10 protein-coding genes and 1 pseudogene are annotated in these 12368 nt (G+C 50.0%); 4 read left to right on the top strand and 7 right to left on the bottom strand.

From position 1 onward, the window contains the following. Positions 1 to 93 precede the first annotated feature (93 nt). The 4 genes and pseudogenes from ACZ41M_RS05125 to ACZ41M_RS05140 all read left to right on the top strand — a co-directional run bounded on the left by ACZ41M_RS05125 (position 94) and on the right by ACZ41M_RS05140 (position 2758). Entirely contained in the window at positions 94 to 261 is a 168-nt protein-coding gene (locus ACZ41M_RS05125; protein ID WP_464729994.1) for a hypothetical protein, read from the top strand. 10 nt (positions 262 to 271) lie between these two features. Beyond that, a complete protein-coding gene (locus ACZ41M_RS05130) occupies positions 272 to 595 on the top strand; it encodes a hypothetical protein (RefSeq protein WP_464729993.1) in 324 nt (107 codons plus the stop codon). 226 nt (positions 596 to 821) lie between these two features. Continuing rightward, positions 822 to 1289: a M10 family metallopeptidase C-terminal domain-containing protein gene (locus ACZ41M_RS05135; RefSeq protein ID WP_464729992.1), complete on the top strand. Its 468-nt coding sequence runs from the start codon at positions 822 to 824 to the stop codon at positions 1287 to 1289. A gap of 357 nt (positions 1290 to 1646) precedes the next feature. Continuing rightward, a pseudogene (locus ACZ41M_RS05140) lies at positions 1647 to 2758 on the top strand (IS3 family transposase). 217 nt (positions 2759 to 2975) lie between these two features. Here ACZ41M_RS05140 and ACZ41M_RS05145 read toward each other — a convergent pair. The 7 genes from ACZ41M_RS05145 to glnA form a co-directional block, all read right to left on the bottom strand. Then, positions 2976 to 3647 (bottom strand): IS1595 family transposase, encoded by a 672-nt coding sequence (locus tag ACZ41M_RS05145; protein ID WP_464729991.1) that lies wholly within the window; start codon positions 3645 to 3647, stop codon positions 2976 to 2978. 269 nt (positions 3648 to 3916) lie between these two features. After that, positions 3917 to 4999, bottom strand: a complete 1083-nt coding sequence (locus tag ACZ41M_RS05150; RefSeq protein WP_464729990.1) for a transglycosylase SLT domain-containing protein — start codon at positions 4997 to 4999, stop codon at positions 3917 to 3919. 180 nt (positions 5000 to 5179) lie between these two features. Further along, positions 5180 to 7126 (bottom strand): DNA topoisomerase IV subunit B, encoded by a 1947-nt coding sequence (locus tag ACZ41M_RS05155; RefSeq protein ID WP_464729989.1) that lies wholly within the window; start codon positions 7124 to 7126, stop codon positions 5180 to 5182. A 143-nt stretch (positions 7127 to 7269) separates the two neighbouring features. Further along, positions 7270 to 8766: a nitrogen regulation protein NR(I) gene (gene ntrC / locus ACZ41M_RS05160; RefSeq protein WP_464729988.1), complete on the bottom strand. Its 1497-nt coding sequence runs from the start codon at positions 8764 to 8766 to the stop codon at positions 7270 to 7272. 148 nt (positions 8767 to 8914) lie between these two features. Then, entirely contained in the window at positions 8915 to 10048 is a 1134-nt protein-coding gene (locus ACZ41M_RS05165) for a two-component system sensor histidine kinase NtrB (protein ID WP_464729987.1), read from the bottom strand. Beyond that, a complete protein-coding gene (locus ACZ41M_RS05170; RefSeq protein WP_464729986.1) occupies positions 10045 to 10707 on the bottom strand; it encodes a hypothetical protein in 663 nt (220 codons plus the stop codon). The genes ACZ41M_RS05165 and ACZ41M_RS05170 overlap by 4 nt, the downstream gene beginning before the upstream one ends. Before the next feature lie 187 nt (positions 10708 to 10894). Then, positions 10895 to 12307 carry a type I glutamate--ammonia ligase gene (gene glnA, locus ACZ41M_RS05175; protein ID WP_464729985.1) on the bottom strand — a complete coding sequence of 471 codons (1413 nt, stop codon included), beginning with the start codon at positions 12305 to 12307 and terminating at the stop codon, positions 10895 to 10897. Positions 12308 to 12368 lie beyond the last annotated feature (61 nt).

Genomic DNA, 12368 nt, shown 5'->3' on the forward strand with positions numbered 1-12368 from the left:
GCGACACTACTGTTTATAAGCAATACAGTGCTGGACTTCGCACCGCACCCGAGCGACACTGGTTGCAACAAACAACGCAACAAGGAGCCGCAAATGAGCAACGCCAACATCACAGCAGGACAAATCGTCAAAACCGCCTACGGCCACGTTGGCCAAGTATTCTCGACCAACGGCACAACGGCCATCGTTATCGAAATTCGGAGTGACAACGTATACGCCGAAATCGGCGTATTTCACCACAGCAAACTGTTTGAAGTATAAGGAGTAAATCATGTATCACCATGACTATTATGTTGCATTCGATGATCAGGAAAACGTAGTTGCCCACTCAGCTGATAAATCAACCTGCATTCAACAGGCTTCATCAAACAATAGCTCATTTAATATCCATGCCGCAACACGTATGACCGACGGGCAGTTTTTGAATGCTTTACAGCAGTTACGCCCTGATGACATAGAGTTTGTGATGGCAGTCGGTGGTTACTTTTGTGGCCGGTTAATATATCACTGCAATGGGTTTCTCTTTGATCAATATGGAATACCTGCCAAACGGTTTGGCACAACAGATGTCCGGTTTGATATTGCAGTATGCTAATCTAATTGCGTCAATCAAAAAAACCACCCAATAGTTTTGGGTGGTTTTTTTATATTGGTAAAAGCGACGTCATCGTCGCTTTTGTAATGTTGTTTCAATATGTGCAATAATTCCAGCTGTCATTTACCGCACAAAACTACCCAGAATTTTCGCGCGCGGCTTCAAGCCAATCAATCGGGAGGTATTGCAACGCGCGATATAACATATAAAGAGGCATACACTATTCATGAAAAAGTATTTCAGAAGAACGGAGCTGAGTATTGAATCTCTGCATGGTTCGCAATTTAATGACATCTTACTGGGGAATACTGGTAACAATATGATTAAAGGGGGATTGGGCAATGACACATTGACAGGCAATGCTGGGCAAGATGGTTTTGTATTCGATACTGCGCTCAATGCATCCAGCAATAAGGATGTGATTGCGGATTTTAATGTCACAGATGATACGATCTATTTGGAAAACAGTATTTTTGCAAAGCTAACGACCGTAGGTGGATTGAGTATTACTAATTTCTGCTCTAATGCAACGGGTATTGCGTCAGATGCAGATGATTTTATTGTGTATAACTCAACAACCGGTTTGCTTAGTTACGATGCTGATGGCAATGGTGCGGGAGCCTCTGTGGCATTTGCAATAATGGGTGTTTCTACTCATCCTACTTTGACTGCGGCAGATTTTATTGTCACGTAATTGTTCGAAACCGTAAAATTGAATGGGCAACAGGGTTTTTCTTGTTGCCTGTTTTGCTTTTAATGCGGGAGCATTATTTATGAAATATAAAGCGATTTTTTGCTCTAATTTGAGGTTTGTTAAGCAGCGAGTTTATCACCTTTAAAATGAGTATTAGACTGGTCAAGTTGATGCGATTAGGTGATCAGGTTCGATGCGATTCAGTGAGCAAGTGTGTGCGATTTCGCATTAGATGGTTGATTCTCATCATGAACCTCTGGTATATAAATACAATGGTAAGACGCCCAACGGTAATACCCCCTAAAAAAGCCAGCACCTAAAAGTAGAACCCTTTAAACTAACCCAAAGGAGTTTTACATGAAAGTATCCAAATTCAGCGACAGCCAAATCGCCAGCATTCTAAAACAAGCCGAGTCAGGCGTACCCGTACCCGCACTGTGTCGTGAGCATGGCATCAGCAGTGCCACCTTCTACAAATGGCGCAGCAAATACGCAGGCATGGACGCAAACCTCATGAGCCGCCTCAAAGCCTTAGAAGCCGAGAACACGCGCCTGAAAAAACTCTATGCCGAATCCCAGCTGCACACCGACATCCTCAAGGAGTGCCTTGCAAAAAAGTAAGCGCGTCATCTCGTAAAGAGATGGCGCAACAACTGCACAACGATAAAAACATCAGCATCCGTGCGTCCTGCGAACTCATGAGTATCTCAGAAAAACGCTTTCGCCACATCCCAACGCGCGCGCAAGCCAACGCCATGATAGCCGCTAAACTGATCGAGTTGACCACCACCAAAGGACAAAACACATGGGGCTTTCGATTATGCTACCTGCACATCCGCAACGTCTTGGGCTGGAAATACAACCACAAACGCATCTACCGCATTTACTGCAAACTCGGGCTCAACTTGCGCCTGATTCCCAACAAACGCCTTGACCGAGAAACACCGCAACCACTCGAAGTGCCCGACGCAATGGATGTGACGTGGTCAATCGACTTCACCCACGACAACCTCGAGGATGGGCGCAGCATCCGCTCATGCAACGTCATTGACGACCACAACCGAGAAGGGTTGTTGGCAGAAATCAACTTCTCAATCCCCGCAACCACGCTGACGCGCTATCTCGACCAACTCATTGAATGGCGTGGTAAACCTCAAGCGATACGCTCGGACAACGGCCCTGAATTCATCAGCCACCACTACCAACAATGGGCGCAAAAGCACGACATTAAACTGCTCTACATCCAACCTGGAAACCCACAGCAGAACGCCTACATTGAACGCTTTAACCGAACCATGCGCTATGAATTGCTCAATCAGACATTATTTGAGTCACTCGAACACGCTCAAATCGAGGCGACACAGTGGCTGTGGTGTTACAATAACAACCGTCCTCATATGTCGCTCGGTGGATTCACTCCAGCGCAAACGCGTATGATGGCTTTAACAAACTCACGCGTCCTGCACTAAACGCAGGACTTGTGTTGATTCTACTTTTAGATGCCGCCCTTTTAGGGGGTATTACCCAACAATTATATCAAAATATAATTTTTCCTGCTTGAGCGGCATCTATTTTGACGCATAGTAATAGGTATTCTTTACATTGTAAAGTATTTACAGCTCAACAACTTACGCCGTTATTACATCCAATTATTGGATTTAAGCATGGGTCTTAGGAAGCAGAATGCTACAAAGGTTGATCACGAAGTAACTTAAGAATGACTTTATATAAATCAGTCTTACGGTGATTAAACCTAAATTCAGTTTCCTTCAAGTGTAGTAAAAAAGTGTTTTTCGGAACGCCGTTAAACTGCATCAAACGACGTTTGGCATAACTCCAGAATGATTCTATCCCATTTACATGATTAGAACCATTCACAAACTCATCTGCACCGTGATTGACCCGAAAGTGTTTATCAAAGCCGATGTCCACCAAGCCATCATAACCACGCCAGCCATCGGTGTGAATGATACTATTAATATCTGCTTTTCCGCGGATAATGGCTTGCAGACTGGCTTTTGAAGCATTCGGCACAATCTCAGTGTAGATGTTTCCATCGCGTTTGAGTAAGCCAAACACGATGGTTTTACCTGAAGCTCCTCGTCCGCGTTTACCACGTACTCGATGCGGACCAAAGTAAGATTCGTCGGCTTCTAATTCGCCTTTAAGCGGTGAGGCTTGCTGGCAAACAATCGCCAAGCGACGACGAATCTTGAGGTATATGCTGTTGATTGAACGGACGGATATACCGCTTAATGCGGCACATTCGGTTGCTGTTAAATCTAGAGCAAAATACCTTAAAATCTGACGAAACTTTGCTTCGCTAATTTTTGAATGGTTGAAGTACTTGTTTTTCATTTGGTCTCAAGAGCTTAGCGCTTATTTTAATGCGTTTGCTTCCTAAGACCCTAAGCATTATAGGAACGCTTAGAAATAGTAAACATCAATTTACTGAAGCTTATTGAATCTTAGGTAAACTTTTAAGTTCTTAGCGTGTACAAAATAATGAATGGTTAAATTAGCCTTGTGTAGACTGGACGCAACAAATGGGTATGTCTAATGATTAGGCTTTTGCTATACGGCAGTGACGTCAGTGAAGTCGCTTGACGCCACTGCTGTATTCTTGTTTAGAATGTTTTATCCATGCGTTGCATGGAGCGGCGCGAGTCTGCTTGACCTGAGGTCATAACAACTTTGCCTTTTTGAGGTGATGAGGTATTGCGGATTTTGACATTGAGATTGTCACTGCCAATACTATTGCCACTATACACTTGGTAATACTGCATCACGGTACGGACGTAGTTTTGTGTTTCGGCATACGGAGGAATGCGGCGATTGTATTTGTACACAGCGCCCTCGCCCGCGTTGTAAGCGGCGATAATCAGGTCGGGGCGACCTTGGAACATGCGTGACAAATCGCGCAGATAGCGCACACCGGCGTAAATATTGCGATCCGGATTCATGAGTTGTTCGGCTGAAACGCCGTAGCGTGCTGCTGTCGGCGGGATCACTTGCATCAATCCCATTGCATTTTTAGGCGAAATGGCGGAGGAGTTAAACCCTGATTCGGCGGCCATCACGGCTTTGACCAAGTTGACATCAACCCCGTGTGCATTGGCATGTTTGCGAATGGTGGCTTCATAGCGCGCCAGGTTGGAGCTGTTGAGCAAACGGCGTTGCACCGCCGCCGATGCGCCGCCATAACCATACACTTCGAGTCGGCCCAAATTGGTATCGGGCATTCCGACCGCTAATTTGATGTCGCTGTCCAGCACGGGACCGGCGTTGGCAAACAGTTGATAGCGCTCATCAATTTTTTGCAATGAGTAGTGTGGTACGCCCATTTCATCGACATAAACATACAGTCCGCCCAATACGCTGACTTCGCTATCAGCGGTTTTTTTCGCTTTGTTTTGCTCAGAGGTATTTTTGGCGGCTTTGGTGCTATTGGCCGCTTTGGCAGATTTTTCTGCTTTAGTCGGCGCGGCTGGCTGGAGCAAATCAGAGCGCGGATTCAGCACAATCACATCGTTGCCCAGACTCGTACCTGATGAGCTGTTGTTTGCAGCTGTCGGTGTGGCGGACAAGGCCGGTGGCGTGGTTAAATCATCATTCGCTGCTTCGTCCGCCCAAGCGCTTTGTCCAATAGACAAACCCAGCAAAATCGGGGTCAGCCATGTCCAGCGGAATTTCGGTATTACAATCATCATATATACTATTCATATCAAAAGAGATACGACAAGCCTACCAAGCAACCGTGGATTCAATGCGTGCATATCTCAAAAATGGGGTCTATTTCGCATTCTACCTTAAAAACAAATACTTAGGTTCAGTGACCGCATTTTATTGAGAGATATATACATTGATATTTGCGTATGCAATCACTCGTATTAAATGTCCGCCTGCGCCAAATTACCCTTTTCTTCCAGCCAAGCGCGTCGCGCCGGTGACTCGGATTTGCCCATCAGCATGTGCATCATACTCTTGCTATCGCCCTGATCGATCACCAGCGACAGGCGACGCGTGTCGGGATTCATCGTGGTTTCCCACAATTGTTCGGCGTTCATCTCGCCCAGCCCTTTGAAACGCGATACTTGCCAAGAGCCATCCTTCAAGCCGTCTTTAAGCAATTTATCCTGCGTGCGGTTGAGCTCATCCACGTCGAGGCAATACACCTTCTGCGCCATTTTTTTGCCACGCGCCGGCACATCCACGCGGAACAACGGCGGCCGTGCGATGTACACATGACCTGCATCAATGAGTTTGGGAAAGTGTTTGAAAAACAGCGTCAACAGCAGCACTTGAATGTGCGAGCCGTCCACGTCCGCATCCGACAAAATACAAATTTTGCCATAGCGCAAACCCGACAAATCCGGTGTGTCGTTCAGATTGTGCGGATCCACGCCAATCGCGACTGCAATATCGTGTACCTCGTTATTGGCGAACAGGCGGTCTTTATCCACTTCCCACGTATTCAGCACCTTACCGCGCAGCGGTAAAATCGCTTGAAACTCTTTGTCGCGCCCCATTTTCGCCGAGCCACCCGCAGAATCACCCTCTACCAAAAACAATTCGTTCAAACCGATGTCATCCGATTCGCAATCGGTCAGCTTGCCCGGCAAAACCGCCACGCCGGAGCTTTTTTTCTTCTCCACTTTTTGCGCGGCCTTGTTGCGTGCCTGCGCCTGTGCGATCACCAGTTCGGCCAGCGCCTTACCATAATCCACATGCTGATTGAGCCACAACTCAAGCGCCGGACGCGTCGCCTGCGCGACCAATTTCACCGCATCGCGGTTGTTCAAACGCTCCTTGGTTTGTCCTTGGAATTGCGGATCCAGCACTTTGGTGGACAATACGAACGACGCGCGGCTGAACACGTCATCGGAAATTAGTTTCACGCCTTTGGGCAGCAGCGCGTGTAGTTCAATAAAGCTTTTCACCGCGCCGAATACGCCTTCGCGGATGCCTGCCTCGTGCGTACCGCCCGCCGGTGTGCTGATCAGATTGACATAACTCTCGCGCAGCAAAGCACCCTCGCGTGTCCAAGTCAACACCCATTCGGCTCCCTCGCCTTCGGCAAACTGATCGTCGTTCGCACCCGCGAACGAGCTGCCTGAAAACAGCGGAATCAGCGCATCCTGCTCCAAATGTTCGCGCAAATAGCCCTGCAAACCATCTTGATACAGCCACGTTTGCGTTTGGCCCGTTTTTTCGTTGGTCAACGTGACCTTCACGCCCGACATGAGCACCGCTTTGGCGCGCAGCAAACGCTCCAATTCGGCCTGCGGAATATTCGGCGAGTCAAAATATTTCACATCCGGCACGATATGTACCCGCGTACCGTTTTTCTTCTCGCCGCGCGTCACCGCACGCGTTTGTAACGGCGCAACCACATCTCCGCCCGAGAAGCCGATAGTCGCCACCTGCTTATCACGCCAAACGGTGACGTCCAACTGGGTGGACAGCGCATTGGTCACAGACACACCAACGCCGTGCAAACCGCCGGAGAAGGCATATGCGCCGCCGTCGGCCTTATTAAATTTACCACCGGCGTGCAAGCGCGTGAACACGATTTCCAATACCGGAACGCCCTCCTCCGGGTGAATCCCAATCGGAATCCCGCGCCCGTCGTCCTCCACCGTGATCGAGCCATCGGCGTGTTGCACCACGTCAATGCTCGAACCAAAGCCACCCAGCGCCTCGTCGGCGGCGTTATCAATCACCTCTTGAATAATGTGCAAAGGATTTTCAGTGCGGGTGTACATGCCCGGCCGCTCTTTGACCGGCTCCAAGCCCTTGAGTACGCGTATGTCTGTTTCTGAATAGTGCTGATTCATATTTTTATGAGGTAAAAACTGCGAAACGATCGTTAAAGATGTCGCTGATAAAGGCGCGACGATTCGGCATTGTACCGTAAGCCTTGCCCAATAACCAACAAACCCCGCGATTTGCGGGGTTTACCGTATTCAGATCGCCCAGATCAATCTCTGACCTTGCGTGTAATCGTATTTCGCCCAATTCCGAGCAATTGCGCGGCCTTTTGGCGATGGTTGTGGGTGTATTTAAGCGCCTCGTTGATGACCACTTGCTCGAACTGATCTTGCAACTTGAGCATCACTGCGGGCACTTGATCGTTTAGCCCTTGGCGCACGGCGACACGCAGCAGCTCCTGCCATGTATTCGTGCCGCTCACACCACCCGCCGTAGTACCGCCATGCGTGACTGAACCCATTTGCGCCGGACGCTCACGTACTTCCGCTGGCAAGTCGGATTCATTGATCAACTGCGTTGGGGTCATGACGGTCAGCCAACGACATACATTGTCCAACTGCCGCACATTGCCGCTCCAAACAGCTTGTTGACATACCTCGATCGCCGCTGGCGATAGGATTTTCGGCGTGGACAAATGCAACTCTTTCGCCGCCTGAGTCAGGAAATGTTGCATCAGCAAGGGAATGTCTTCGGAGCGCTCGTGCAAAGCAGGTAATTGGATCCCGACCACATTCAACCGATGGTACAGATCCGCGCGAAACAGCCCTTGTTCCACCCGCTGCGCGAGGTTTTGATGCGTTGCGGCGATGATGCGCACATTGGTTTTGATCAATTCGCTGCCGCCGACGCGATACAGCACGCCTTCGGACAGCACGCGCAGCAGACGCGCCTGCAAATCCAACGGCATATCACCGATTTCGTCTAAAAACAGGGTTCCGCCTTCGGCCTCTTCAAAGCGCCCGATGCGCGCCTGTCCCGCGCCGGAAAACGCGCCTTTTTCGTGACCAAACAATTCGGATTCGAGCATATACGCGGGAATCGCCGCCGTGCTGATGGCGATGAATGGTTTGCTCGCACGCGCACTGGTGGTGTGAATCGCGCGCGCGACCAATTCTTTGCCGGTGCCAGTCTCACCAGTGAGCAAGACATTGACCTCGGTCGCCGACAGTCGGCCGATGGTGCGCAATACCTGCAATATCGCTGGACTGCTGCCAAGCAAGCCGTAGCGCTGTTCCAAAGTCTCGGCATCGTCCGCCGTATGGGTGTTATTCGCCTGATCCGGCGTGGTTTTGCTCGGTTGTACGAATCGTTTGATCAAGCCCACCAATTCTTCGGTATCAAACGGTTTGGCAATGTATTCGGCAGCGCCTTCTTGAAACGTGGATACGGCGTTTTCCAAATCGGCGTGGGCGGTCATCATCACCACCGGTACGTCCGGTGCAAGTTTTTTGAAATCGCGCAGCAGAGAAATTCCCGAAACGCCGGGCATGCGGATGTCTGACAGCAAAAGCGCAGGATAATCACCGGGCTGGCGTTTGTCTTCCGCTTGTGAATGCCAATAGTCCAGCGCCTCTAAAACTTCCTGTCCATCGGCAAACATGCGATACGGCAAGCGCGATTTTTGCAAGGCTTTGTCCAGCACCCAGCGTATGCTTTTGTCATCATCCACCACCCAGATTGTCGGTTTGTCGTTTAAGCCATACATAACGCCTCCTTGCTCCATTTCATGTATTCGACATGGGATGATTATCCGCGTGCGTACACTGTGTCAGCGCAATACTTCGGTGCACAATTATAATTCATTTGCACCTTAATGGTGCAAAACCAAATCGGGGAAAATGGATATTGAGTGATTACAACGGCAGTAACACCCGCATCTGCGTGCCGAATGAGCGCTGAGAACGCTGAGATAAACGATGAGGACGGCTGATGACTTCGATCGTGCCCCCGTGTTGCTGCGCGATCTGCATGGCGACGGATAATCCCAAGCCCGTACCACCCTCGCGCTGCGTTACCAAAGGCAAAAACAGCGTATCGGTGATTTCCTCGGGAATCCCGGGACCATTGTCCAGCACTGAAATGTCCAGCATCATCGCGTGCTTGACCTGATTCACCAAGCAATGCCGCGCAATTCGGGTGCGCAAGGTGATTTTAGGCGCTTCGGGGTTGTCGCGATTGCTCGCGCCCAACACCGCTTGCGCTGCGTTTTGAATGATATTGAGCAATAATTGCTGCAAATAGTCGGCGACCGCGCGCACCGGCGGAATACTGACATCGTAATCGCGCTGCCAATCAATCTGCGCCTGTCCAAACTCGATCCGTGCCAAGCGAAACGCGGCGTCGCACACCTCATGAATATTGATCAAGCTTGCCTGCGCCGTGCCCTGACGGTATGGCACCAAGTATTGATCGACCAGATTTTTTAGGCGATCCACCTGCCCCAAAACCATTTCGGTGTATTCCACCAGCTCGGGTTGCAAGGTTTCCAGTTCGTCCTGCAATAATTGTGTCGCGCCGCGAATGCCACCCAGCGGATTTTTGATTTCATGCGCCAATTGCCGCATCAGCAATTGATGGCTCTGTGTACGCGCCCGCGACTGCGTATCCTGCTGCACCTGCTCGTATGCGCCCAGCTCAAAGCATTCGAGCAGATACATCGGCTCATTTTCCCCCTCAGTCATCGGCATGGGCGAGAGTGCGGCGTAGACGGACAACGGATTGTCCAACTCGGAACCGTCGCCTTGCCGAATCAGACGTAGCACGCAGCGATATACGGTTTCACTGCCGGTCTCGATGTGGCGAATAATGTATTTCAAGGTTTCATCGGCATCAAACCACTGTGTCAGCGGTACATCGTAAGCATGGCTTTGAGGCGAGCGCAGCAGCATTTGTGCCGCCGTGTTGAGGTGCTGAACCCGCGCGCGCCGATCCAGCACGATCAAACCGAGTTGTAATGCGTCAAACTCTGTGTGTTTGGCCAATCTCACGGCACACCCCCAATGGTATTGATTTCTCTGCGCAGCGCGGCAATGCTCGCTTCGGTCAGGCGGATGTTTTGCTGTAGCTCGGCGGTGCGATCCAAATATTTTTGGTAATTTCGCTCATTGCCCAGACGCTCGGGCTGACCGTCGCGGTATTCGGCTTTAAGGGTTTGTAAACGCAGCTCGGCCGAGCTAAGCTCGGCAAGGAGTATGCGTTTGCGCCCAAGGTCGCGTTGCCACTGCACATTCGGCGGCACTTGTATGCCAACCACCAAGGTGTTCGCCGTACGCTGCGGGTCATTCCACATGGGCGGTGCGATCGGCACGCCAGCAGAATTGAGCCGCGGCATGGTTGATGTTGTCGATCGACTGATGTTTTGAGGTGGCGCCACTTTAGTCTTCATGGTTTTGCGCGTGCATTGCATCTGTCTCGCCTGCGCGCTAGTCGGCGGCGTATTGCGCAGCACCGTCACGCCCTGCTGTTCGCACACATAGACCGTATTCTGAATGGTTGCTTGAGTGAATCCTGCTTCGGATGCGGTTTGTGCATGAGCCATGCCGAATGACATCACGCAAGCGCCCATCACCGTCGCGCGCGCCATCGCACCCACTGCATAGCGATACGGGTGCAGCGAAAAACGGAGCAGGCTCAATACAGGATTCATGAAAGTCAGAAATGATTTAATAAAAGGTGATTAGGAAAGCACGGAAAAAGTAGGGGTTTACTTTTTCCGTATTTCTTTAGGATTGACCGATATTATAACGGCTTCCGCCCATGCGCCATAAAAAATACCGACGCTGTTACCAGCATCGGTATTGAGGATCACAAGAGGATCAATAATGTACTGAACCTTATAGGCTGTAGTACATTTCAAATTCCAACGGATGCACGTTCATACGCATTTTCTTCACGTCTTCCATTTTCAGTTCGATGTACGCGTCGATCATCGCTTTGGTGAATACACCACCGCGTGTCAAGAATTCGTGATCGGCTTCCAAGGCTTCCAACGCTTGTTCCAAGCTGTTACATACGGTTGGAATTTGCGCGTCTTCTTCCGGCGGCAAATCGTACAGGTTTTTCAATGCGGGATCGCCCGGATGAATTTTGTTTTGAATACCGTCCAAACCGGCCATCAGCAACGCTGAGAAACACAAGTATGGGTTCGCCATTGGATCTGGGAAGCGCGCTTCAATGCGGCGTGCTTTTGGATTCGATACGAACGGAATACGGATAGAAGCCGAACGGTTTTTCGCAGAGTACGCCAATTTCACTGGCGCTTCGTAGTGTGGCACCAAACGTTTGTACGAGTTGATCGATGGGTTACAAATCGCGTTCAAGGCACGCGCGTGTTTGATGATACCGCCGATATAGTACAAAGCAGTATCAGACAAACCCGCGTAGCCGTCACCCGCGAAGGTATTCACGCCGTCTTTCCAAATGGATTGGTGAACGTGCATACCCGAGCCATTGTCGCCTACCACTGGTTTTGGCATGAAGGTTGCGGTTTTACCGTAGGCATCGGCCACGTTAAACACCACGTATTTCAAAATTTGCGTCCAGTCCGCGCGTTGAACCAACGTCGAGAATTTCGTACCGATTTCGTTTTGGCCTTGACCCGCCACTTCGTGGTGGTGCACTTCCACAGGCACACCCATTTGTTCGAGCAACAAGCACATTTCAGAGCGCATGTCTTGGAACTTATCGGTCGGCGCCACAGGGAAATAACCGCCTTTCACGCCCGGACGATGACCCAAGTTGCCGCCTTCGGTTTTCACTGAAGAGGACCAAGACGCTTCGTCAGAACCGATACGCACGAAACAACCCTGCATATCGGTTTTGTAACGGATTGAGTCGAAAATAAAAAACTCTGGTTCAGGACCAAAATACGCCGTGTCGCCGATGCCGGTTGATTTCAAATATGCTTCCGCGCGGCGCGCCAATGAGCGTGGATCGCGTTCGTAACCTTTGCCATCCGCCGGATCAATCACGTCACAAGTCAGAATCAAGGTCGTTTCTGCAGTGAACGGGTCAATGTTTGCCGTTTTCGGATCAGGAATTAACAGCATATCGGATGCTTCAATGCCTTTCCAACCCGCGATGGACGAGCCGTCAAACGCTTGGCCGGATTCAAACTTATCCTCGTCAAACGCAGAAATCGGCACAGAAACGTGCTGTTCTTTACCCTTGGTATCGGTAAAACGAAAATCCACAAATTTAACGTCATGGTCTTTGACCATTTGCATGACTTTTGCAACATCACTCATATATAGCTCCTGAAAAAACGTTCACGAAAAATACATCAAACCTTAAAAAATACCCTCAAAA

Source organism: Puribacter membranae, assembly GCF_055380425.1.